Here is a 22,202-nt window from a genome sequence, read left to right as displayed (position 1 = left end):
CCAACAAAATCAAAACTCATTACTGACTTTTTTCTTTCATTGGACGCTTGCATTTCTTGGACAGGTCGTAACCCGCCATCGCAAGACGTCCACACAATTCACCTGCGCACACTGTCAAAGATCAACCGCTTGCAACCGATTTCTCGATTGCCCCTGAAGACGTTTCGTCCTAGGTGAGCCGCCCATTCTACATCGCTTTTTGCGACCGTCAACACCCTCGTTGAAGCTTTTTTTCGAGGTCCCGGCGGTCCGTCTTGCGACGTCTGGGCGACTGCGGGCCGCGAATAATACGATCTGTGCTTTTTTTAGCAAGCGTTTCTTGAGGGAAGATCCGCGGATGCCACCCAAGTCGATGAAGTTCTAACGAAACTTTCTTTTTCTGGCTCGTGCTGGATCAGCCCCGCACAAGCCTCACTCGGGCGAAGTTGCGCTTGCCGACCTGCAGGACGCCTTCGAAGCCGGCCTGGAAGATGCACTGCGCATCCTCCACAACGGCCGCGTCGATGCGGACGGCCCGTTCTTTCAGCTTGCGGCTGGCTTCGGAGTTGCTCGCGGTGAGGCCGGCCGCCGTCAACAGGGCGCCCAGACGGATGCCCTCGGCAGGCACGGTGATGTCTGCCTGCGGCAACAGCGCGGTATCCCCCTCGCCACGGACCACCGCGTGCCAGCCGGCGATCGCGAGCTCGGCCGCGGCCTCGCCGTGGAAGCGCGCGGTGAGTTCGCGCGCCAGGCGCAACTTGGCGTCCCGCGGATTCAGCTCCGCCGAGGCGATGTCCCGCTTCATCCGGGCCATCTCCTCCAGCGACACGTCGAAGCTGAGCAACTCGAACCAGCGCCACATCAGCTCGTCACCGATCTTCATGGTCTTGGTGACGATATCGATTGCCGGTTCGTTGATGCCGATGTAGTTGCCCAGCGACTTGGACATCTTGTTGATGCCATCCAGCCCTTCCAGCAACGGCATGGTCAACACGATCTGTGGCGCCTGGCCGTGATGTTCCTGCAGCGCGCGCCCCATCAGCAGGTTGAATTTCTGATCGGTACCGCCCAGTTCGACATCGGCCTTCAGCGCCACCGAGTCGTAGCCCTGCACCAGCGGATACAGGAATTCATGGATCGCGATCGGCTGCTGCGCCGCATACCGCTTGGTGAAATCGTCGCGCTCGAGCATGCGCGCCACGGTGTGCTGGGCCGCCAGCTTGATCATGTCGGCGGCCGACATCCGGTCGAACCACTCGGAATTGAAGCGCAACTCGGTCCGTTCCCGGTCCAGCACCTTGTAGACCTGTTCCGCGTATGTCTCGGCATTGGCCAGCACGTCTTCGCGGGTGAGCGGCTTGCGCGTCACATTCTTGCCGGTCGGATCGCCGATCATGCCGGTGAAGTCGCCGATCAGGAAGATCACCTGGTGACCCAGGTCCTGGAACTGGCGCATCTTGTTCAGCAAGACGGTATGGCCCAGATGCAAATCCGGTGCGGTCGGGTCAAACCCCGCCTTGATCCGCAACGGGCGTCCGTCCTTCAGGCGTTCGGCCAGATCCTCTCGCTTGATGATTTCGTCCGCGCCACGCGCAATCGTGGCCAGCGCCCGCTCAAGCTCGCTCATGCATTTCTCTCTTGAATGTTTGGTCGGAGGAGCCGTGGCCGATGAATGCGACCGTGCTGCCCACGTTAATTGTGTGTTAACCAGGAATGTCGTGCAAACCCTTGATGGAAAAGGCGTTGACGCCATTTACACATGACCGTTATGGTACCTGCACTTTGTTACTTTGTACCGTAGGGCATATCCAGCATGGCTGAAGAAAATTTCGGTGCGCATCATGCGCGCAAGCAGGCCATCAGCCGCAAGGCCCAACGTCGACATTCCCGCTTCTATGAACGTTGCGCGCACTGGTCATTCAATCGTTCGGCCGAGGTGGAACCGATCCACTGGCATCGTGAACATTGGGTGCTCGCCGGCACGGCGCTGCTGATCACCCTGCTGTCCGGTTTCATCATGCCGGCCTGGGCCAGTGCGATGCGGCCGGTGGCCACGCCCGCGGCGCATGCCCTGCTGCCGTTGGCGCTGCCGAAGATCGATCGGGTCAGCACGTCGATGCCCACGGTGGACGACTGGCAAGCGGTAAGGGTTCAACCGGGCCAGACACTGTCCGACATCTTCAACGGCCGCGGGCTCAGCATGACCGACCTGCAGAAGGTCATGGACGCGGCGGGCGATGGCAAGGCCGCGCTGCACACGATACGCCCGGGTGAAGAATTCGATTTTCTGCTCGGCAACGATGGCAGCCTGAAAGGCTTCCGCTTCGAGCAGGACCAGTCCACGCGCGCAGTCGTTCGGCTGGATGGAGATCACCCCACTCTCACCCTCGAGCAGCGCGACATGGATCTGCGCGAGCAGGTCGCCCACGGCACCATCCGCAGCAGCTTGTATGCCGCGGGCGACCAGGCCGGCATGAATGCGGCGATGGTCGGCAAGCTGGCCGACCTGTTCAAGTACGACATCGACTTCGTGCAGGATCTTCGCGTCGGCGACAGCTTCACGGTGATCTACGACGACATCTATCGTGACGGCGTCCGTTACGGCGAAGGCAACATCATCGCCGCCGAATTCATCAACCAGGGCAAGCGCTATACCGCCTACCGGTTCAAGAAGGCCGACGGCGACTATGGCTGGTTCAGCGAGGACGGCCGCCCGATCGAGAAATCGTTCCTGCGCATCCCGGTCGACTTCACCCGCATCTCGTCCAAATTCAGCACGGCGCGCATGCATCCGATCCTCGGCCGCATGCGTGCACACAAGGGTGTGGACTACGCTGCACCGAGTGGCACCCCGATCCATGCGGCTGGCGATGGCGTGATCAGGTACCACGGCTGGGAACGCGGCTACGGCAATTTCGTGGTGATCCAGCACAACAACACCATCAGCACGGCCTACGGCCACATGTCGCGCTTCGTCAAGGGTCAGCATGTCGGCGAGCACGTGCGGCAGGGTGAAGTGATCGGCTACGTCGGCATGACCGGTCTGGCTACCGGACCGCATCTGCACTACGAATTCCGGGTCAACGGTGTGCAGCGCAATCCACAGACGGTGACCTTGCCGCAGCCGCAGCCCTTGCCGGCCAGCCAGCTGGCACGGTTCAAGGCGCAGGTCGTGAAGCCCGAGCTGGCACGGCTGCGCGAACTCGACGCCCGCATCAAGCTGGCCCGCGCCAGCGCGCCGGGCAACAACGACAACTGAGCACCACACGAACGTGGACGACGATGCCGCGCTCTATCTCGGGCTGATCTCCGGTACCAGCGCAGACAGCATCGACGCCGTGCTGGTCCGCTTCGATGGTGGCTCACCGCAGTTGCTCGCCAGTCATGCCCATCCGTGGCCAGCCGAGCTGCGCCAGCGTCTGCTTGCCCTGGCGCAGGGCGAGGCGTCACTGGATCTGGATGCGTTTGGACGGCTGGACGTCGAGATCGGCCGGCAGTTTGCCGCCGCTGCCCTGCAGCTGCTCGAAGACAGCGGCACGCCGGCGCATGCGGTGAGGGCCATCGGCTCGCATGGCCAGACCTTGCGCCATCGCCCCACCGGCGAACATCCCTTCACCATGCAACTGGGCGATCCCAGCGTGATTGCCGAAAGTTGCGGCATCGACGTGGTGGCGGACTTTCGTCGGGCCGACATCGCCGCCGGCGGGCAGGGTGCGCCATTGCTGCCGGCACTGCACGCCATGCTGATGGCCCGAGCGGGACATGCGCGCGTGGTGCTCAATCTGGGCGGCATTGCCAACATCACCGTGCTCGGTGCCGATGGCAGCGTCCTGGGATTCGACACCGGCCCGGCCAACGGCTTGCTCGATGCCTGGTGTCAGCGCCATCGCGGTGAGCCGTTTGACCGCAATGGCATGTTTGCCGCCGCGGGCCAGCCTGATCCGGGACTGCTCGAAGCGATGCTGGCCGATCGCTATTTCGCGCTGCCGCCACCCAAGAGCACCGGCCGCGAGCACTTCCATCTGGACTGGCTGGCCACCCATCCGCAGCTGGCATCGTTGAACCCGGCCGACGTACAGGCCACCCTGCTGGAACTGACCGCACGCAGTGTCGCCACGGCCATCGTGCAATACGCACCCACCGCGCAGGAGGTGCTCGCTTGCGGCGGCGGCGTGCACAACGCGGCGCTGATGGGGCGCCTGGGCGAATTATTGGCCCCCCGAACCCTGTGCACGACGGCTGATCACGGCATCGATCCGGACTTTCTCGAAGCCACCGCGTTCGCCTGGCTGGCACGCCAGCGTCTGCTCGGCCTGCCCGGCAATCTGCCGGGAGTAACCGGCGCGCGCGGGGAACGCGTGCTGGGAGCGATCTATTCCGCGCCCCCCGCAAACTTGTCGAACCGGATGTTTTCCGGCGCGAATTGAGTCGGATGGGTCTGTGCCAGCGCTTGCAAGGCTTCCTGGAACACGCCCACTTCCGAGGCTTCCCAGTCCCCGTCGAGCGCCGACAGCACCTGCGGATCGCGCCGGGATTCACTGAATTGCTGGGCCGCCGACATGCCCAGGCCGTTGCGCAAGGCCTGCAGCAGAATGTCATTGACCGAGCACTGCCGCTCCCTGGCCAGCACCCTGATGCGCTCGGCCAGCAAGCTGTCCACGTGATGCAAGATCATGTCCGGCACAGGCGTGACTCCGCGTTGCGTGTGCCCCTGTAGGACGGATTTTTGCACAGCCGCGACCCGGCCGGGCAGCGTGACGGCGATTTCGTGGATGATTTGGCAGTTGTACTGTGAACGCAGCCGTGCCGGGATGGCACCCGACGGACGCGAGAGGTCAGCTCGTGGCCTTCGCCACCGCATGTTCACGCTCGAAACCGAGGAAGCGCGGCCACAGGCACGCGAACAACCGCATCGCCGGCAGCACCGCCGGCACGGTAATGAGGGAATAGCCACCGGCAAAGAACCCGGGCAGTTTGCCCGGATGGGCGATCAGCCACAGGTCCTGACGATGCCGATCCAGATGCCGTCGATCTTGGCGATGGTGCCAATCCCGGTTTTCGAGAGGTCCCTGCCGAGTTGAACGAACGCATGATGCCGCCGATCGACACCTGTCCGGGGATCTTGAAAAAACGCGTGCACGACACGGGAACCCTTCCCGGTGTGTGGCTCACACGTACCCGGGACGTTTCATGCTGCGTCGGTCTGGCCTGACAGACCGGGCTGAACCACTCACGCTCAGTGCGGTCTTGCCAACTCGGCGCGATGGATCGCATGACGCAGGCCGATCACCAGCAGCAATCCCGGCAGCGCCGACAGCGCGGTGATCGCGAAGAAGTTCGACCAGCCCACCTGCGGTACCAGCCACGCAGCCAGCGGGCCGAGGAACACCCGGCCCACTGCCGCCAACGATGACAGCAGCGCGTACTGGGTGGCGGAGAAACGCACATTGCACAGCGCCGTCACCAGGACCACGAAGGCGGTGCTGCCCAGCCCGCTGAAGAAATTTTCCATGCCTACCACGGTGGCCAGCGCGTAGAGATTCGGCCCGCTGTGTACCAGCCAGATGTAACCCAGGTTCACCAGCGCCTGCGCTACGCCCAGCACCAGCAACGCCGGAAACAGCCGCATGCGCGTTACCACCCAGCCCCCGGCCAGCGCGCCGAGCAGGCCGGCGAGCAGGCCGAAGGTCTTGTTGATCGCACCCAACTGGGTGAGCGTGAACTGCGGCACCCGCAACAGGAAGGTGGTGGACAGCGACAACGCAAATGCGTCGCACAGCTTGTACAACACCATCAGGGCAAGCCAGCCCAGTGCCAGCTTGCCGTAGCGGTCGAAGAAATCCATGAACGGCTGCACCACCGCCTCGGCGAAGCTGCGCGTGGGCTGTTCATCGGGCGCCTCCGGCGAGGTGGCCGTGACCACCATCGCCGCCAGCATCAGCGCGCCCATCAACCGGTACACCCAGGCCCATCCCACATGATCCGCGAGGATCAGCGCCAACGCGCCAGACACCAGCATCGCCGCGCGATAGCCGCCCTGCATGAACGCAGTACCCCAGCCGCGCTCCTCGGGACGCAGCAGATCGGTGCGGTGCGCGTCATAGGCAATGTCCTGCGTCGCCGAAGCGAACGCCAGAAGCACACCGAGGAAGGCGAGCGTGCTGGCCGCGCCCTGCGGCGCGTAGAAGCTCATGCTGATCAACGCCGCGCCGCACAGCAACTGCATGACCAAGATCCAGCCGCGTCGACGACCGAGGAATGGCAGCGGCAGGCGGTCCAGCAACGGCGCCCACAGGAACTTGAACACGTAGGCCTGGCCGATCAGAGTGATCCAGCCGATATCGCGCAAGCTCATGCCCGCGGTGGTGAACCACGCCTGCAGCGCGCTGCCAGACAACGCCAGCGGCAGGCCTGAAGCGAAGCCCAGCAGGCCGATGCTCACTATGCGCCAGTTGCGCCCCGTCGCAGCGACGGTCGGTTCAGTCGGCATAGTCGACCGTATACGGCGCGTGGTCGGAGAAGCGCTGCTCGCGGTAGATCGAGCAATCGAGCAGACGCGCGCGCATCGACGGCGTGCACACCTGGTAGTCGATCCGCCAACCCACATTGTTCGCGCGGGCCTGGCCGCGGTTCGACCACCAGGTGTATTCGACCGCGTCCGGCTTCAACGCGCGGAAGCTGTCGACCCAGCCACGCTGCTGGAACAGCAGATCCAGCCACGCGCGCTCTTCGGGCAGGCAGCCGGAGTTCTTCTGGTTCGAGCTCCAGTTCTTGATATCGTTCTTCGTGTGCACGATGTTCCAGTCACCGCAGATCACATAGTCGCGGCCGCTGGTCAGCCACGCATCGAAGATCGGCGTGATCCACTCCATGGCCTTGAACTTGAACTGCTGGCGTTCGTCACCGGACGAGCCGGAGGGGAAATACAGCGAAACCACCGAGAGGTTGCCGAAGCGGGCCTCGATGTAGCGCCCCTCGTTGTCGAACTCGTCCCAACCCAGCTCGGTCAACACCTGATCCGGCTCGCGCTTGGCGTAGATCGCCACGCCGCTGTAGCCCTTCTTCTCGGCATCGCGATAGAAACAGTGATGTCCGTCGGGGCGGAACATCGGATCGGCCAGCTGATCCTCCTGCGCCTTGGTCTCCTGCAGGCATACGACGTCGGGATCCTGTTCGCGCAGCCAGTCAAACACGCCCTTGTTCGCGGCCGAGCGGATGCCGTTGGCGTTCAGACTGATGATGCGCATGAATCCTCCCGATCTCGTGATGAGCGATCATAACAACCGCAGCCCTCTCCATCGCCAGCGGAGGCGAACATGGACGAACATCCCATCATCCGCGTCGACCCGGTCAACGATTCGCTATGCCCGGCCCTGTTGAACCTGGGCGTATTGCCGACGCAACGGGAATACATGGGCGACATCGCCGACCTGCTGGCCGATGCGGTGGCCTGTCCCGGGGCGGAACCCATGGCGATCTGCCATGGCGACACGCCGGTGGGCTATTACCGGATCGATCCCCATCCACGCAGCGTGGCCGGCCATGATTTCGCCGTACCCGCGCTGGGTCTGCGCACGTTCTTCATCGATGCCGACTGGCAGGGTCGCGGGTTCGGCGCACTGGCGCTGAATGCGCTCATCGCCGACCTCGCCGCGCGTCACCCGCTCGCGCGCCTGCTGGTGCTCACGGTAAACAACAACAATCATGCGGCCTCGCAGCTGTACCGGCGGGCCGGTTTCCGCGCCCGCATCGGGCTGTACCATGACCGCCGTCCCGGTCCGGAACAGCTGCTGTTGCGGGCCCTGCCGTAAAACCCGACCTTCTGCGAGACCACCCGTGCACGATTACCAACGCGATTTCATCAAACTGACCCTGCAACGCGAGGTGCTTCGCTTCGGCCAGTTCACGCTCAAATCCGGTCGCCAGAGCCCGTACTTCTTCAACATGGGCCGAATCGACTCGGGCGCCGCGCTGGCCCAGCTCGGTCGCGCCTATGCGGCCGCCGTGATGGACTCAGGCATCCGGGTCGACATGCTGTTCGGACCCGCCTACAAGGGCATCGCGCTGGCTGCGGCCACCGCGATCGCGCTGGCCGAGCAGCATCAGCGCGATCTGCCCTGGGCCTACAACCGCAAGGAGGCGAAAGACCACGGCGAGGGCGGGGCGCTGGTCGGGGCGCCGCTGCAGGGCAGGGTACTGATTGTCGACGACGTGATGACCGCCGGCACCGCGGTGCGCGAGTCGCTGGCGCTGATCCGCGCACACGGCGCCGAACCGGCGGGCGTGCTGATCGCACTCGACCGTCAGGAGCGCGGCAATGGCGAGCGCTCCGCTGCGCAGGAAGTGGCCGCCGACTACGGCATCCCGGTGATCGCGATCACCAGTCTGGACGACGTACTGGCCTATGCCGGCGAACAACCCCAGCTGGCCGCCGAGCACGCCAACCTGCTGGCGTACCGTGCGCGCTACGGGGTTCAGCACTGAGTTCATGATCCGGCCGATAGACTCGGGCACATCCCTGATGGTGACTCATCCGAGCATCGGCACGGAAATACCCAGCGCCGTGGCGACGGCTATACTTTGCGGAGGCCCAAGGGGGATTGCATGCGTAAATCACTGCTCGTTTTTGCTGCTGTGGTACTGGTTGCCAGTCTGTCGGTGTGCGCCCAGAACACCGGCAACATCCGCTACAAATGGTATGACGGGCAGGGCCTGATGCATTTCAGCGACAGCCTCACCGCCGAGGCGATGAAATACGGTTACGACCTGGTCAACGACCACGGCATGGTGGTGCGCCACGTGCCGCGCCAGCTGAATGCCGAGGAACGCGCCGCCGCGAACAAACTGGCCGCCGAACAGGCCGCCAAGCAGCGCGCCGCGCAGGAAATCGCCAACGCCGAGGCGCAGATGCTGACGGCCTATCCGGACGAGGAGTCGTACCGGATCTCGCAGCAACAAGCGCTGGATAACATCGACCAGCAGATCCATACCACCCAGATCAACCTGCGCAGCCAGGAAAAGGCGCTGACCGGCCTGCTCGGTCGGGCCGCCGACATCGAGAATGCCAAGGAGCCGGTGCCGAAATTCGTGATCGACGGCATCGCCACGCAACGCAACGTCGTCAACGACCAGCGCAACACGCTGAAGCGCCTGCAGGCCCTGCGTGCGCAGACGGTCGAGCTGCAGGCCAGGCAGCTGGCGCGTTACCGGGAACTGAAGGCGGCGCAGGACAAGGCGGCGCAGGACAACCCGACGGAATAAGCGCTCTGTGCCAGGCGGTTTCCTCGCCCGCACCGCGGGCGGGAAACTCTCCGCGAGCTGATCGGGAACCGTCACGATTCGCGCCGCTCCGGCGGCCTGTCGGACGGTGATCGGCCGACCGGCGAATTTGTCTGCGCGGTCCACTGTCCGCCGCTTGCTGCCCCATGGAAGCACCTCGGGAGCGGCGAGTCGGCCTTGTCTGTTCTCACAGCCGAATTCTCGGCTCGACCGATCACCATCCGACAGGCGGCTAGAACGGCAGCTTGAGCTTGAAATCAATCGCCAGCAGCTGCTGGTGGAATACCTGCTGGATCCGCTTGAGTGCGGCACCGTTGTCCGCCTCGAAGCGCAGCACCAGGGCCGGCGTGGTGTTCGACGCACGCACCAGACCCCAGCCGTCCGACCAGTCGGCACGCAGGCCATCGATGGTGATCAGGGTGGCCTCGTCGAAATGCGCGCGCTGACGCAGCTGGTCCATGAACCGGTAGTGCTCGCCTTCGGCCAGTTCGATCTTCAACTCGGGTGTGGAAACGCTCTTCGGCAGGGTCGCGAAGATCTCCTCTGGACTGCGTCCGTGCAGGTCGCCGGCGAGTATCTCCAGCAAGCGGGCGGCGGCGTAGATGCCGTCATCGAAGCCATACCAGCGCTCCTTGAAGAAGAAGTGCCCGCTCATCTCACCCGCCAGTTCGGCGCCGGTCTCGCGCATCTTCGCCTTGATCAGCGAGTGCCCGGTACGCCACATCAGCGGACTGCCGCCGGCATCCAGAACCTGACCCTTCAGATGGCTGGTGCACTTGACGTCGTAGATGACCGTGGCGCCCGGCTGGCGTGACAGCACGTCACGGGCGAACAGCATCAGCAGACGATCGGGATAGATGACCTCGCCGGACTGGCTGACCACGCCCAGGCGATCCCCATCGCCGTCGAACGCGATGCCCAGATCGGCGTCGGTCTGCCGCACGGCAAGGATCAGGTCCTCGAGATTCGCCGGATCGGACGGATCCGGGTGATGATTCGGGAAGGTGCCGTCGACATCGCAGTACAGCGGCACCACCTCGCAACCGACCCCCTCCAGTACCTGCGGCGCAATGGCGCCCGCGATGCCGTTGCCGCCGTCGACGACGATCTTCAGGCGACGCTCGGCGAGCACGTCGGAGACGATTTTCTCGATGTAGTCGGGAGCCACGTCGACCTCGCGTCGAGCACCCTGGCCGTCGCTGCTCAGCGCCCCGCTGGCGATCCGCTGATACAAGTCCTGGATCGCTCCCTCGGACAGCGTTTCGCCACCGACCACGATCTTGAAGCCGTTGTAGTCCGGTGGATTGTGGCTGCCGGTCACCGCCACGCAGCAACCGGTGTTGAAGCGATACGCCGCGTAATAGACCACCGGCGTGGGTGCCGCGCCGACATCGATCACGTCGACGCCGGCCGCGCGCAACCCGTCGGACAGCGCGTCGGACAACTCCGGCCCGGACAGCCGCCCGTCGCGACCGATGACGATCTCGCGCAAGCCCTTCTCACCCATCAATGCGCCGATCGACTGGCCCAGCGCATGCGCGACACGCTTGTTCAGGGTCTTGCCCACCACGCCACGGACGTCGTACGCGCGGAAGATGCTCGGGTCCACTTCGAGGGTGGGGGCGGCTGGGGGCGGCGCCGGCGCGGCCGCAACGGGCGGCGCGGTCGGCTTGACCGCGGCTGGCGCCTTGCGGGGTTCGATCGGTGCCTCGGGCTGCTCGGCTTCGACCCTCGAGAGCATGCGCAAACGCATGCGCAACCACAGCAGATAACCTCCGCCAGCCAGACCCAGCAAGGCCAGCAGCCCGCTCAGCGGCCATGATCGGGGCAGCACGATGAACGCGCCCGGCAAACCGGCGCCGACGCTGAACACGCTGCCGGCAACCGGTTTGCCGGTCGCCTCGGTCTCGGAAGAGGCGCTGCCGTGGGAGAACAGCTGCACGCTGCCGAGATCATCACCCTGACGCAGGTCCAGCCGGCCACCGGCCGGCGAGATGGCGTCGAAACGTTGCCGCAACGGCGCGAACGGCAGCTCGACCCAGACCCAGGCCTGCGCCTGCTGCGGCAATCCCAGCGGAATCACCATGCTCAGGCGGCGATCACCGTTGCCATAGGAAACGCTCTGCACCAGCGGCAGGCCTTCCGCGCTTTGCGCAGCCATCAGCTGGGCGGCCTTGGCATAGCCAAACTCGCGGTAATTGGCGCGCAGCACCTCGTTCAGGTCGCCGCTGTACAACTCCAGCTTCCTTGCCTGCGGCAATTTCAGGCGCAAGGCCGCGGCGGTTTGAGCCGGGTTGCTCATCGCGGTCGTCGGATCCACCGTCGCCAGCACCTTCTCGACCGTACCGCGCTGCCTGGCGATCTCGTCGGACATTGCCTGCACCGCTTGATCCTGCGCGGCGTGCACCCGCTCGATCGCATGCCCCTCATCGGCAATCAGCCAGGTTTGCCACGCGCAGAACAGCCCCAGCAGCAACAGCAGGGTGCCGCCCGCCAGGGGCAGGAGCGCCGACCAGTCAATCTGCGATTTCTGCAGTCGTTCCTTCGCATTTTTCAACGGCATACCCCCACGGCTGTATCTGTGGATCGGCCCGATCCGCTTCGGGCCAGACCCCTGTGACTACTGGATGCCAGTCGAACCAAAGCCGCCGCCGCCACGTTCGCTGGGCGCGAAGTCGGTCACGATATTCAGTCGCGCCTGCGCCACCGGCACCAGCAGCAACTGCGCAATCCGGTCGCCCACCGCGATGGTGTACGACTGCGCCGTGCGATTCCAGCACGAAATCATCAACGGCCCCTGATAGTCGGCATCGATCACCCCGACCAGGTTGCCCATCACCAGGCCGTGCTTGTGGCCCAGCCCGGAGCGCGGCACGATCAGCGCGCACCAGTTCGGGTCGCCGATATGGATCGCGATGCCGCTGGGTACCAGCGCACTCTCGCCCGGCGCCAGGGTCAGCGGCTGCTCCAGCGCGGCGCGCAAATCCATGCCCGCGCTGCCGGTCGTGGCCACCTGCGGCAACGGGATGCTGTCGCCCAGTCGCGGATCGAGGATCTTCAGTTCCAGCTCGAGCATCTGCCTGCCGCTCATGACCGCACTGCCCGATAGCGTTCAGCCACCCGGGCGATCAGCTGGCGTGCCAACTCCGGCTTGCTGGCCCGGGGCAACTCGAGCGCTCCCCCGTCCCAGTAAAGTGTCAGCGCGTTGTCGGAAGCCTCGAAACCGAGACCTTCTCCCACCTGATTGGCCGCGATCATGTCCAGCCCCTTGCGCCGCAGCTTGTCCTGCGCGTAGCTGGCCACATCATGCGTCTCCGCGGCAAATCCGACCAGGAACGGGTGCGCGGTTTGCGCCGACAGGCTGGCCAGGATGTCCGGATTCTCACCCAGTTGCAGCGACCAGTCCGCACCATGCTGTTTCTTGAGCTTTTGCGCGGACACGTTCAACGGGCGGTAATCGCCCACCGCCGCCGCGCCGATATAGATATCCGCCCCCGCAGCCGCTTCCAGCACCGCCGCATGCATCTGCGCCGCGCTGCGCACGTCGATGCGGCGCGCCACCCCCACGGGCGTGTCCAGGCTCACCGGCCCGGCGATCAAGGTCACCGTGGCGCCGGCCTGGACGGCAGCGGCCGCCACGGCGAAACCCATCCGGCCGGAACTGCGGTTGCCGATGAAACGCACCGGATCGATATCCTCGTAGGTCGGCCCCGCGCTCACCAGTACATGCAGTCCGGCCAGCTCACGGCTGCCGAACGAGGCCAGCAGCGCATCGCGCAATTCCAGCGGTTCCAGCATCCGGCCGCTGCCGACATCGCCGCAGGCCTGCTCGCCGGCCGCCGGCCCCAGCAGTTGCGCGCCCTGTCCCCGCAGCGTGGCGATGTTGGCCTGCACCGCCGGATGCGCCCACATCTGCTGGTTCATGGCCGGCGCCAGATACAACGGTGCGGCACTGGCCAGACACAGCGTGGTCAGCAGGTCGTCGGCCATGCCATGCGCGAGCCGCGCCAGCAGATCGGCGCTCGCCGGTGCGACAAGGATGCGCTCGGCCCAGCGCGCCAGTTCGATGTGGCCCATGGCGGCCTCGGCCTGTGCATCCCACAGGCTGACCCGCACGTCCTGGCCGGACAGGGCCTGGAAGGTGGTCGGGCTGATGAAATGGGTCGCACCCTCGGTCATCACCACGCGTACCTCGGCATCCAGGTCGCGCAGGCGGCGAACCAGTTCGCAGGACTTGTAGGCGGCGATGCCGCCGGACACTCCCAGCAGGATGCGGCGTTGGGCGAGACTCATATGTAAGGCGGGCCTGACAGTCGGGCAGTGGCCTAGCTTACCGGATTCATTCGCCCGAACCGCTGCCTGGCCACGGTGGATTGCGGCAAGTTCGGTGCATGAGCATCCGCGACTGGCCCGAGGGCGAACGTCCCCGCGAAAAACTGCTGACCCGGGGCAGCGCCACGCTGTCCGATGCCGAGCTGCTGGCCGTGCTGCTGGGCAGCGGCAGTCGCGGCAAGGATGCGATTGCGCTGGGCCGCGAACTGCTCGCCCACGCCGGCAGCCTGGGTGCCTTGCTGGGGCGGCCCGACCAACCGCTGCCTGTCAGCGGACTCGGGCCGGCCAAGCGCGCCCGCATTGCCGCCGCGCTGGAACTGGCACGGCGCAGCCTGGGCGAGGAATTGCAGCAGCGGCAGAGCCTGGGCAATCCGCGCGACAGCGGTGACTACCTGCGCGCGCGCCTGCGCCATCTCCCCTACGAGGTATTCGGCTGTCTGTATCTGGACAACCGCCATCGTGTGCTGGCGTTCGAGGAGCTGTTTCGCGGTACCGTCGATGGGGCCAGCGTGCATCCGCGCGAAGTAGTGCGTGCCTGTCTTCAGCACAATGCCTGCGCGGTGATCTTTGCGCACAACCATCCGTCCGGCGTGGCCGAACCGAGCGCCGCCGATCGCGCGATCACCCACGAGCTTCGCGACGCACTGCAACTGGTGGGCGTGCGCGTCCTCGATCATCTGGTCATCGGCAGTGGCGAACCGGTGTCGATGGCGGCCCGCGGCCTGCTCTGACTGGCCGCCCATGGGCAAAAAAAAACGGCGCGGTAGAAACCACGCCGTGGGGCCGATTTGGGAGAGGAGAGAGCGGCGTCTCCAGGTACCGTGTCATGGAGGGGAGTCATGTCGGCACCCAGCTAGTGTCGCAGCGCCGCATGACAAACCGATGACCTGCACTGCGCGTACAAAGTACCGCCAAGTCGCCGGAACTTATGCACAAAACGAAGATATGGGCACTTGCCGCGCCCATCGCTTACTTAACAACAAGTTGGCAATTCAATATATTGATATATATGGATAACTTATTGTGACAGCCTGATTTCATCAGATGGCAGAAGCCGTTCAGGCTCCCCCTCATGGTTTTCCCCACAGACTTATCCACAAGACGGCTCGCCGCGGTGCATCACGATCGATGGCAGGCCCGGCCCGCCGCCGTCTGCGCGCCGAACGGGGTGGCCGGCATGCTTGACCGGCGTGGCGGTCTGTTAGGATTGCCGGTTCCATCACGAAACCGACCCCACCCGTGAAAGAACAGTTGCGCGAACTGGTGCTGCAGGCGATCCAGGCCCTGCAAGACGCTGCCACCCTGCCTGCCGAGCTGAGCCTGCCCGTGTTCGTGATCGAGCGAGCGCGCAGCCGCGAACACGGGGATTTCGCCTGCAACGTGGCCATGCTGCTGGCCAGGCCGGCCCGTGCGAAGCCGCGCGATCTGGCCGAAAAGCTGGTCGCCGCGCTGCCGGCCAATACGCTGGTGGCGAAGGTCGAGATCGCCGGTCCCGGCTTCATCAATTTCCATCTCGCCGCCACCGCCTATCACGCGGAAGTGCGCTGCATCCTCGACCAGGGCGACAGCTACGGCCGCAACGACAGCGGCGCAGGCAGGACCGTGGGCGTGGAATTCGTCTCGGCCAATCCGACCGGGCCGCTGCACGTGGGCCACGGACGCGCCGCCGCGATCGGCGACTGCCTCAGCCGGCTGCTCGATGCCACCGGCTGGAACGTGAAGCGGGAGTTCTACTACAACGATGCCGGCGTGCAGATCGCGAACCTGGCGATCTCGGTGCAGGCGCGCGCGCGCGGCATCACCCCGGACGACAGCAACTGGCCGGACAATGGCTACCGCGGCGACTACATCGCCGACGTGGCGCGCGCCTACCTCGATCGCGAGTCGGTCGTGGCCGATGGCGAAACAGTGACCGGCGCGGGCGATGTCGACGACCTCGACGCGATCCGCCGCTTCGCCGTCGCCAGCCTGCGCCGCGAGCAGGATCTGGATCTGCAGGCGTTCGGAGTCCGTTTCGACACTTATTTCCTCGAGTCGTCGCTGTACAGCGACGGCAAGGTGGAGGAGACCGTGCGCGAACTGGTCGCCCACGGCCACACCTACGAGGAAGGCGGTGCGCTGTGGTTGCGCAGCACCGACTACGGCGACGACAAGGATCGGGTGATGCGCAAGTCCGACGGCAGCTACACCTATTTCGTGCCCGACGTCGCCTATCACCTGAGCAAGTGGCAGCGCGGCTACCAGCGTGCGATCACCGAGCTGGGTTCGGATCATCACGGCTCGCTGGCCCGGGTGAGGGCCGGTCTGCAGGCGCTCGACTGCGGCATTCCGCAGGGCTGGCCGGAATATGTACTGCATCAGATGGTCACGGTGATGCGGGGCGGCGAGGAGGTGAAGATCTCCAAGCGTGCCGGCAGCTATGTCACCCTGCGCGACCTGATCGACGAGGCCGGCCGCGACGCGACCCGCTACTTCCTGATCGCGCGCAAGTCCGACTCGCAGCTGGTGTTCGACATCGACCTGGCCCGCTCGCAGAGCAACGACAATCCGGTCTACTACATCCAGTACGCGCACGCCCGCGTCTGCAGCGTGCTGCGCCAGGCCCCGGAGAAGGGCTTCAGCATCGACCTCGCCGACGGTCTCGCCAACCTGGCGCGGCTGGACAACGAACACGAGCAGATCCTGCTGACCGAGCTGTCGAAGTATCCGGAACAGGTCGAGGCCGCCGCCGCGAACCTGGAGCCGCATCTGGTCGCCACCTGGCTGCGCGAACTGGCCAACGCGTTCCACACCTACTACAACTCGTACCAGTTCCTGGTCGAGGACGCCCCGCTGCGCCATGCGCGCCTGGCGCTGGTGGTGGCGACACAGCAGGTATTGAAGAATGGTCTGAATTTGCTGGGCCTCGACGCCCCGGAGAAGATGTAATGGCAGCACGCAAGGGCAAGGGTCGGCAGGCCGTGCGCAATGGCAGCAACGGGTTCCCGGGCTGGGGCTATGCGGTGATCGGCATCCTGATCGGCGCGATCCTGATGGCGGTGATGATGCGCGGCAGCCTGCTCACCGGCCTGCGCAAGGCCGATGGCCCGCAGGCGAATCCGCAGGCCACCGCGCAGCGCGGCAGCGAGCCCGGCGTACTCGAACCGGCGGCGGGCGACAACGCGCCGAAGAAACCGCAATACGATTTCTATTCGGTGCTGTCGGAAAAGGAAGTGCGCATCCCGGATGCCGAAATCAGCGCGCAGGCCCGGGCCGAGCAGCAGCAGCAGAAGCAGCAAGCGGCTCAGCAGCAGGCGGTGCCGGCCAATGTGCCGAAAGCGGTCAGCCAGAACATCACCGCCGCGCCCGCCGCCGCATTACCGCAGCCCGGTGCCGGCAGTGGCTACCTGCTGCAGGTCGGTGCCTTCCCCAACGCCGCCGACGCGGAGACGCTGAAGGCGAAACTGGCGCTGCAGGGATTCGTCGCGAACGTGCAGTCGGTCAACGTCGGCGGGCAGCTCTATCATCGCGTCCGCCTGGGCCCGTTCCGCTCGGCGACCGACCTGGAATCGACCAAGCAGCGGCTGGCCGGCGCCGGCATCAATGCGATTGCCTTGAAAGAAGGCCGTTAACCCACCCCCTCTCGATGAAGTTCCGCGCATGACAACCCGAACCGCATGGATCACCGGCGCCAGCTCGGGCTTCGGCGCCGCCACCGTGGAACGCTTCGTGACCGGCGGCTGGCGCGTGATCGCCAGTGGCCGCCGCGCCGAGCGACTGCAGCGGCTGGTGGATCGGCACGGCGCCGAACACGTGCATGCCGCCGCGTTCGACGTGCGCGACGAGGCGGCGATGCGCAAGGCGCACGCCGACCTGCCGCCCGCCTTCGCCGGCATCGACCTGCTGGTCAACAACGCCGGACTGGCGCTGGGCACCGCACCGGCGCAACAGGCTGACCTGGCGCAATGGAAGCAGATGATCGACACCAACGTCACCGCGCTGGTGTCGCTGACCCACCTGCTGCTGCCGGCTCTCATCGAGCGTCGCGGGGCGATCGTCAACATCAGCTCGATCGCCGCCAGCTACACCTATCGCGGCGGCAACGTGTATGGCGCCAGCAAGGCGTTCGTCACCCAGTTCTCGCAGAACCTGCGCACCGACCTGCACGGCACCGGCGTGCGGGTCAGTTCGATCGAACCCGGCATGGCCGAGACCGAGTTCACCCTGGTCCGCACCAGTGGCGACCAGGCGGCTTCGGACAAGCTCTACGAAGGCGCCCACCCGATCACCGCCGGCGACATCGCCGAGACGATCTGGTGGATCGCCAACCTGCCGGCGCACCTCAACATCAATCGCGTCGAGGTGATGCCGGTCAGCCAGTCGCCGGCCGGCTTGCAGGTGCACCGCGACTAGCGCGGCGCCTGCCGCCTACTGCATGAACCAGCCGTGGCTGACCACGATCGACTGGCCGGTCAGTGCGGCGGACGGGAAGGTGGCCAGGTACAACGCGGTCTGCGCGATGTCCTCGACCGTGGTGAACGTGGCATCCACGGTGTCCTTCAGCATCACGTTGCGGATCACCTCGTCCTCGCTGATGCCCAGCTCGCGGGCCTGCTCCGGAATCTGCTTCTCGACCAGCGGCGTGCGCACGAAGCCGGGGCAGATCACGTGCGAGCGCACGTTGTGCGGCGCGCCCTCCTTGGCCAGCGTGCGGGCCAGGCCGAGCAGGCCGTGCTTGGCGGTGACGTAGGCCGACTTGAGCCTGGATGCCTCGTGCGAATGCACCGAGCCCATGTAGATCACGATGCCGCCGCGGTCGTCCTTGTACATGTGCTGCAGCGCGGCCTTGGTGGTGAGGAAGCCGCCGTCCAGGTGGATCGCCAGCATCTTCTTCCAGTCGGCGAAGGCGAACTGGTCGATCGGGTTGATGATCTGCACGCCGGCGTTGGAGATCAGGATATCCAGAGCGCCGAACGCGGCCACGGCCTTGTCGGTGCCCGCGTTCACCGCGGCCTCGTCGGTGACGTCCATCGCCACGCCGATGGCGCGCCCGCCGGCAGCGTTGATGTCGGCCGCCGTGCGGTCCGCCGCCGCCTGGTTGATGTCGGCAATCGCCACGCTGGCACCGTTTTTCGCATACAGCTCGGCGATCGCCTTGCCGAGGCCACTGGCGGCACCGGTGATCAGCGCGACTTTGCCATTCAGACTGCTCATGACTGCTCCTTCAACGAGGGAAATGGGAGTTGCGACGACGGCCCGCCGACGCGGGCCTTCGCTCAGCGGGTGTCCTCGGCCAGATAGGTATAGGCGGTCAGCCCGGCATCCAGCGTGGCGTACAGCTGCCCCGCTTCGGCGCCGTCGATGCCGGCGCCGGCGATGCGTTCGCGGTAGCTATGGCGCAGCACGTCGAGATCGTAGCCGACGTAATCGAGCATCAGGTCGGTGGTGTCGCCACGGCGGACGTGGTCGAAGCTGTAGCCGTCGCCCTGCGCCCGCACGTTGACCGCGTCGGTGTCGCCGAACAGGTTGTGGATGTCGCCCAGCGTCTCCTGGTAGGCGCCGACCATGAAGATGCCCAGGCAATAGCTTTCGCCCTCTTTCAGCGCATGCAACGGCAGGCTCACGTCGACGCCCTCGGCATCGACGTAGTGGTCGATGCGGCCGTCCGAATCGCAGGTCAGGTCGACGATCACGCCGCGCCGGGTCGGCTGCTCGTCGAGCCGGGCGATCGGGGTGATCGGGAAGATCTGCTCGATCGCCCAGATGTCCGGCACCGACTCGAACACCGAGAAGTTGACGAAGTACTTGTCGACCAGCTTCTCGTCCAGCTCGTCCAGCGCCTGGCGGTGCGCGCGCTCGGCCGGCAGCAGCCGGCCCCGCACCGCGTTGGCGACCGCGTAGAACATCTCGTCCAGCCGCGCGCGATCGGCCAGCGCCAGCTGGCCCAGCGCATACAGCGACTGGCCCTCGGCGAGGTGGTGCTGGGCCTCGTGGAACAGTTCCAGCGGCGGGCGCTCGTCCAGCGCCGCGTGCACCTCGCGCAGATGGCGCAGCACGCTGGGCTCGTGCGCTTGCGGCGAGGGCATACTGCCCCGCGGCACTTCCTCGACCTCGGTCACGTTGACCACCAGCACCGCATGATGCGCGGTCATCGCGCGGCCGGCTTCGGTGAGGATGTGCGGTGCGGTCAGGCCCTCGGCGGCGACCGCCTCGGCCAGCGACTGCACGATGGTCGCCGCGTACTGCTCGATCGAGTAGTTGATCGAGTTGTGGCTGCGCGAGCGCGTGCCCTCGTAGTCGACGCCGAGGCCGCCGCCGACGTCGACGATCTCCAGCGGCACGCCCATGCGGGTCAGTTCGACGAAGTAGCGGGTGGCCTCGCGCATGCCGTTGGCGATGTCGCGCACGTTGGAGATCTGCGAGCCCATGTGGAAGTGCTGCAGCTTCAGCGTGTGCTTGAGCCCGGCCGCATCGAGCCGCTCGATCAGGGTCAGCACCTGGCTCGGCGACAGGCCGAACTTGCCCTTGTCGCCACCGGTGTTCTGCCACTTGCCGGCGCCGATCGAGGCGAGCCGCACGCGCACGCCCAGCAATGGCTCTACCGCGAGCGCCTTCGCCTCGGCGAACACGTGATCGAGCTCGGACAGCTTCTCGATCACGATGTGCACGCGCAGGCCCAGCTTCAGCCCGATCAGCGCCAGCCGGATGTATTCGCGATCCTTGTAGCCATTGCAGATCACGATCGAGCCGGGCCGCGCCATTCCCAGCACCGCCATCAGCTCCGGCTTGGAGCCGGCCTCGAGACCGAAGCCGTGGGTGCCGGCGGCGACCAGCTCGCCGGCCACGCCGCGCTGCTGGTTGACCTTGATCGGATAGATCGCGGTGTAGCCGCCGGCGTAACCGAACTCGTCGATCGCATGGGCGAACGCACCCTGCAGTCGGGCCAGCCGGTCGGCGAGGATGTCGGGGAAGCGCACCAGCAGCGGCAGCCGCAGGCCCTCGGCGCGGGCGTGATCGACGATGGCAGGCAACGCCAGCGCGGGACCGTCGGCGCCGCGCGGGCGCATCACGATCTGGCCGGCGGCATCGACGTCGACGTAACCGTCGCCCCAATGCGGCACGGCGTAGGTATGACGGGCAGTTTCAACTGTCCAGGGCTTCGACACGGGGTTTCTCCTTGTACCAACGGATCCTGTTGTCGCAGCGGCGAGCCTTGACGGGGTGCTCGAAGAGCGGAAAGCCGTCCGGCCGGAAGCCTCGCACGCCGCGGGGCCGGATGGGCTTGCTCGGCCACCGCCACGCGCTCGCGGCGGTCGGCCAGGCGGCCATTGTAATGGTCATCCGCGACAATGGGCGCGTCGTACCGGCGGACGTCCACTCCCGTTGCCGGTACAATTGCATCTCTTTGCCCCTCACGTTTGACCGGGAACACCGTCATGTCGCAGCAATCCAGCTGGTACACCGAAGCCCACCAGGCTTCCGGCTCATCCATCGGCTTTCGCACCGAGCAGTTGCTGCATGCGGAGAAGACCCCATTCCAGACCATCGAGATCCACCAGACCACCGACTGGGGCAAGCTGATGGTGATCGACGGCTGCGTGATGCTGACCACGCGCGACAATTTCCTCTACCACGAGATGATGACCCACCCGGCGCTGTTCACCCATGCGCGGGCCAAACGCGTGGTAATCATCGGCGGCGGCGACTGCGGCACGCTGCGCGAGGTGCTCAAGCACGAGGAAGTGGAATCGGCGGTGCAGGTGGAGATCGACGAGCGCGTCACCCGGCTGGCCGAGCAGTACTTCCCGGAGCTGTGCGAGGCCAATGGCGACCCGCGGGCGCAGTTGCTGTTCATCGACGGCATCAAGTACATGGCCGAATGCGAACCCGAGTCGCTGGACCTGATCATCGTCGACTCGACCGACCCGGTCGGCCCGGCCGAGGGCCTGTTCAACGCCGCGTTCTATGCCAGCTGCCACAAGGCATTGCGCCACGGCGGCATCCTGGTGCAGCAGAGTGAATCGCCGCTGGCGCACCTAGAGCTGATCAAGTCGATGCGCTCGGCCATGCGCACTTCCGGTTTCAGCGCCGTGCGCACGCTGCCATTCCCGCAGCCGTGCTACCCGACCGGCTGGTGGAGCTGCACGATGGCACGCAAGGGCGGCGACCTGTCGGGCTTTCGCGAGCGCGGCGCGCTCAGCAAGAGCTTCCCGACCCGTTACTACAATGCCGACATCCACAAGGGTGCACTGGCCCAGCCGGAATTCATGCGCGAGGCATTCGGCGAATAGCGCGACCGGCCCCGCGACAGGGCGGCCTCAAAACAGCGTGTTGCGCACCTTCGGCAACAGCACCAGCAGCAGCGTGGCCAGCGGCCCGAACAGCAACGACAGCACGAACCACAGCAAGCCGCTGCGGTTCCGGCCCTGCGCCAGCGCCGCATTGATCAACGCCAGCGTGCCCCAACCGACGAACCAGGGTGCGCCGTCGGCAAATGTCGACAAATGATCCACTTATCCTCTCCCACCATGAGGGGGCGCGGCCGTGCGCCCAAACAGACATCCTAGCAAGCCCCGCCGCGGCCGCCTGCATCTGCCGACAATCAAATCAGCCGCGCTTAATCTACGCAAGGT

General features: G+C 65.7%; 21 protein-coding genes. 11 read left to right on the top strand and 10 right to left on the bottom strand.

Features of this window, described 5'->3' with window-relative positions; genetic code table 11:
* Positions 1-394 precede the first annotated feature (394 nt).
* The gene (gene tyrS, locus ACFPPA_RS18495) at positions 395-1,606 is read right to left on the bottom strand and encodes a tyrosine--tRNA ligase (protein ID WP_377322623.1); all 1,212 of its coding nucleotides are present in this window, start codon (positions 1,604-1,606) and stop codon (positions 395-397) included.
* 186 nt (positions 1,607-1,792) lie between these two features.
* Between tyrS and ACFPPA_RS18490 the strand changes: the two genes are divergently transcribed.
* Together ACFPPA_RS18490 and ACFPPA_RS18485 are read left to right on the top strand one after the other, a co-directional pair.
* On the top strand, positions 1,793-3,238 hold the full coding sequence (locus ACFPPA_RS18490) for an OapA family protein (protein WP_377322621.1): 1,446 nt from the start codon (positions 1,793-1,795) through the stop codon (positions 3,236-3,238).
* Between the two features lie 13 nt (positions 3,239-3,251).
* On the top strand, positions 3,252-4,406 hold the full coding sequence (locus ACFPPA_RS18485) for an anhydro-N-acetylmuramic acid kinase (protein WP_377322620.1): 1,155 nt from the start codon (positions 3,252-3,254) through the stop codon (positions 4,404-4,406).
* Here ACFPPA_RS18485 and ACFPPA_RS18480 read toward each other — a convergent pair.
* On the bottom strand, positions 4,352-4,846 hold the full coding sequence (locus ACFPPA_RS18480; RefSeq protein ID WP_377322618.1) for a hypothetical protein: 495 nt from the start codon (positions 4,844-4,846) through the stop codon (positions 4,352-4,354). The genes ACFPPA_RS18485 and ACFPPA_RS18480 overlap by 55 nt on opposite strands.
* On the opposite strand from ACFPPA_RS18480, the gene ACFPPA_RS18475 reads away from it, so the two are divergent.
* Positions 4,839-5,060 carry a hypothetical protein gene (locus ACFPPA_RS18475; RefSeq protein WP_377322617.1) on the top strand — a complete coding sequence of 74 codons (222 nt, stop codon included), beginning with the start codon at positions 4,839-4,841 and terminating at the stop codon, positions 5,058-5,060. The two genes, ACFPPA_RS18480 and ACFPPA_RS18475, sit on opposite strands and share 8 nt — an antisense overlap.
* Before the next feature lie 155 nt (positions 5,061-5,215).
* On the opposite strand, the gene ACFPPA_RS18470 is transcribed toward ACFPPA_RS18475, so the two are convergent.
* A complete protein-coding gene (locus ACFPPA_RS18470) occupies positions 5,216-6,421 on the bottom strand; it encodes an AmpG family muropeptide MFS transporter (RefSeq protein ID WP_377322615.1) in 1,206 nt (401 codons plus the stop codon).
* A gap of 37 nt (positions 6,422-6,458) precedes the next feature.
* On the bottom strand, positions 6,459-7,226 hold the full coding sequence (locus ACFPPA_RS18465) for an exodeoxyribonuclease III (RefSeq protein WP_377322613.1): 768 nt from the start codon (positions 7,224-7,226) through the stop codon (positions 6,459-6,461).
* Positions 7,227-7,295: 69 nt separating this feature from the next.
* Between ACFPPA_RS18465 and ACFPPA_RS18460 the strand changes: the two genes are divergently transcribed.
* The 3 genes from ACFPPA_RS18460 (at position 7,296) to ACFPPA_RS18450 (ending at position 9,240) form a co-directional block, all read left to right on the top strand.
* Positions 7,296-7,790, top strand: a complete 495-nt coding sequence (locus tag ACFPPA_RS18460; RefSeq protein ID WP_377322611.1) for a GNAT family N-acetyltransferase — start codon at positions 7,296-7,298, stop codon at positions 7,788-7,790.
* 25 nt (positions 7,791-7,815) lie between these two features.
* Positions 7,816-8,463 carry an orotate phosphoribosyltransferase gene (pyrE, locus tag ACFPPA_RS18455; protein WP_377322609.1) on the top strand — a complete coding sequence of 216 codons (648 nt, stop codon included), beginning with the start codon at positions 7,816-7,818 and terminating at the stop codon, positions 8,461-8,463.
* Between the two features lie 120 nt (positions 8,464-8,583).
* Positions 8,584-9,240, top strand: a complete 657-nt coding sequence (locus ACFPPA_RS18450; RefSeq protein ID WP_377322607.1) for a DUF4124 domain-containing protein — start codon at positions 8,584-8,586, stop codon at positions 9,238-9,240.
* Between the two features lie 250 nt (positions 9,241-9,490).
* Here ACFPPA_RS18450 and ACFPPA_RS18445 read toward each other — a convergent pair whose 3' ends face one another.
* From ACFPPA_RS18445 to coaBC, 3 genes are read right to left on the bottom strand one after another with little or no spacing between them, the layout of a single operon-like run.
* The gene (locus tag ACFPPA_RS18445) at positions 9,491-11,821 is read right to left on the bottom strand and encodes a phosphomannomutase/phosphoglucomutase (RefSeq protein ID WP_377322605.1); all 2,331 of its coding nucleotides are present in this window, start codon (positions 11,819-11,821) and stop codon (positions 9,491-9,493) included.
* Between the two features lie 57 nt (positions 11,822-11,878).
* Positions 11,879-12,334 carry a dUTP diphosphatase gene (gene dut / locus ACFPPA_RS18440; RefSeq protein WP_377322637.1) on the bottom strand — a complete coding sequence of 152 codons (456 nt, stop codon included), beginning with the start codon at positions 12,332-12,334 and terminating at the stop codon, positions 11,879-11,881.
* Positions 12,335-12,345: 11 nt separating this feature from the next.
* On the bottom strand, positions 12,346-13,551 hold the full coding sequence (coaBC, locus tag ACFPPA_RS18435; RefSeq protein ID WP_377322603.1) for a bifunctional phosphopantothenoylcysteine decarboxylase/phosphopantothenate--cysteine ligase CoaBC: 1,206 nt from the start codon (positions 13,549-13,551) through the stop codon (positions 12,346-12,348).
* Between the two features lie 98 nt (positions 13,552-13,649).
* On the opposite strand from coaBC, the gene radC reads away from it, so the two are divergent.
* The 4 genes from radC to ACFPPA_RS18415 all read left to right on the top strand — a co-directional run bounded on the left by radC (position 13,650) and on the right by ACFPPA_RS18415 (position 17,982).
* Positions 13,650-14,321 carry a RadC family protein gene (gene radC, locus ACFPPA_RS18430; protein WP_377322601.1) on the top strand — a complete coding sequence of 224 codons (672 nt, stop codon included), beginning with the start codon at positions 13,650-13,652 and terminating at the stop codon, positions 14,319-14,321.
* A 508-nt stretch (positions 14,322-14,829) separates the two neighbouring features.
* Positions 14,830-16,518 carry an arginine--tRNA ligase gene (gene argS / locus ACFPPA_RS18425; RefSeq protein ID WP_377322599.1) on the top strand — a complete coding sequence of 563 codons (1,689 nt, stop codon included), beginning with the start codon at positions 14,830-14,832 and terminating at the stop codon, positions 16,516-16,518.
* Entirely contained in the window at positions 16,518-17,201 is a 684-nt protein-coding gene (locus ACFPPA_RS18420) for an SPOR domain-containing protein (RefSeq protein ID WP_377322597.1), read from the top strand. The genes argS and ACFPPA_RS18420 overlap by 1 nt, the downstream gene beginning before the upstream one ends.
* A gap of 28 nt (positions 17,202-17,229) precedes the next feature.
* On the top strand, positions 17,230-17,982 hold the full coding sequence (locus ACFPPA_RS18415; protein ID WP_377322595.1) for an SDR family NAD(P)-dependent oxidoreductase: 753 nt from the start codon (positions 17,230-17,232) through the stop codon (positions 17,980-17,982).
* Positions 17,983-17,997: 15 nt separating this feature from the next.
* Here the strand turns inward: ACFPPA_RS18415 and ACFPPA_RS18410 are convergent, their stop codons facing one another.
* On the bottom strand, positions 17,998-18,783 hold the full coding sequence (locus tag ACFPPA_RS18410) for a 3-hydroxybutyrate dehydrogenase (protein WP_377322593.1): 786 nt from the start codon (positions 18,781-18,783) through the stop codon (positions 17,998-18,000).
* Between the two features lie 62 nt (positions 18,784-18,845).
* A complete protein-coding gene (gene speA, locus ACFPPA_RS18405) occupies positions 18,846-20,735 on the bottom strand; it encodes an arginine decarboxylase (RefSeq protein ID WP_377322591.1) in 1,890 nt (629 codons plus the stop codon).
* Between the two features lie 270 nt (positions 20,736-21,005).
* Here speA and speE point away from each other — a divergent pair, with 270 nt between their 5' ends.
* A complete protein-coding gene (speE, locus tag ACFPPA_RS18400; protein WP_377322589.1) occupies positions 21,006-21,860 on the top strand; it encodes a polyamine aminopropyltransferase in 855 nt (284 codons plus the stop codon).
* A gap of 27 nt (positions 21,861-21,887) precedes the next feature.
* Here the strand turns inward: speE and ACFPPA_RS18395 are convergent, their stop codons facing one another.
* Entirely contained in the window at positions 21,888-22,082 is a 195-nt protein-coding gene (locus ACFPPA_RS18395; RefSeq protein ID WP_377322587.1) for an antitermination protein NusB, read from the bottom strand.
* Positions 22,083-22,202: the final 120 nt, after the last annotated feature.

The sequence above is a fragment of the Rhodanobacter ginsengisoli genome, from assembly GCF_042657065.1.
Classification (GTDB): Bacteria; Pseudomonadota; Gammaproteobacteria; order Xanthomonadales; family Rhodanobacteraceae; genus Rhodanobacter; species Rhodanobacter ginsengisoli.
Note: the sequence above shows the minus strand (reverse complement) of the source record. Positions and strands in the feature narration are given on the sequence as shown.

What these genes read in the sequence shown, in the direction of transcription:
- tyrS (WP_377322623.1), bottom strand. Translation starts at nt 1,606, where the DNA reads ATGAGCGAGCTTGAGCGGGCGCTGGCCACGATTGCGCGTGGCGCGGAC.
- ACFPPA_RS18490 (WP_377322621.1), top strand. Translation starts at nt 1,793, where the DNA reads ATGGCTGAAGAAAATTTCGGTGCGCATCATGCGCGCAAGCAGGCCATC.
- ACFPPA_RS18475 (WP_377322617.1), top strand. Translation starts at nt 4,839, where the DNA reads ATGTTCACGCTCGAAACCGAGGAAGCGCGGCCACAGGCACGCGAACAA.
- ACFPPA_RS18465 (WP_377322613.1), bottom strand. Translation starts at nt 7,226, where the DNA reads ATGCGCATCATCAGTCTGAACGCCAACGGCATCCGCTCGGCCGCGAAC.
- ACFPPA_RS18460 (WP_377322611.1), top strand. Translation starts at nt 7,296, where the DNA reads ATGGACGAACATCCCATCATCCGCGTCGACCCGGTCAACGATTCGCTA.
- ACFPPA_RS18450 (WP_377322607.1), top strand. Translation starts at nt 8,584, where the DNA reads ATGCGTAAATCACTGCTCGTTTTTGCTGCTGTGGTACTGGTTGCCAGT.
- ACFPPA_RS18445 (WP_377322605.1), bottom strand. Translation starts at nt 11,821, where the DNA reads ATGCCGTTGAAAAATGCGAAGGAACGACTGCAGAAATCGCAGATTGAC.
- dut (WP_377322637.1), bottom strand. Translation starts at nt 12,334, where the DNA reads ATGCTCGAGCTGGAACTGAAGATCCTCGATCCGCGACTGGGCGACAGC.
- coaBC (WP_377322603.1), bottom strand. Translation starts at nt 13,551, where the DNA reads ATGAGTCTCGCCCAACGCCGCATCCTGCTGGGAGTGTCCGGCGGCATC.
- radC (WP_377322601.1), top strand. Translation starts at nt 13,650, where the DNA reads ATGAGCATCCGCGACTGGCCCGAGGGCGAACGTCCCCGCGAAAAACTG.
- ACFPPA_RS18420 (WP_377322597.1), top strand. Translation starts at nt 16,518, where the DNA reads ATGGCAGCACGCAAGGGCAAGGGTCGGCAGGCCGTGCGCAATGGCAGC.
- ACFPPA_RS18415 (WP_377322595.1), top strand. Translation starts at nt 17,230, where the DNA reads ATGACAACCCGAACCGCATGGATCACCGGCGCCAGCTCGGGCTTCGGC.
- ACFPPA_RS18410 (WP_377322593.1), bottom strand. Translation starts at nt 18,783, where the DNA reads ATGAGCAGTCTGAATGGCAAAGTCGCGCTGATCACCGGTGCCGCCAGT.
- speE (WP_377322589.1), top strand. Translation starts at nt 21,006, where the DNA reads ATGTCGCAGCAATCCAGCTGGTACACCGAAGCCCACCAGGCTTCCGGC.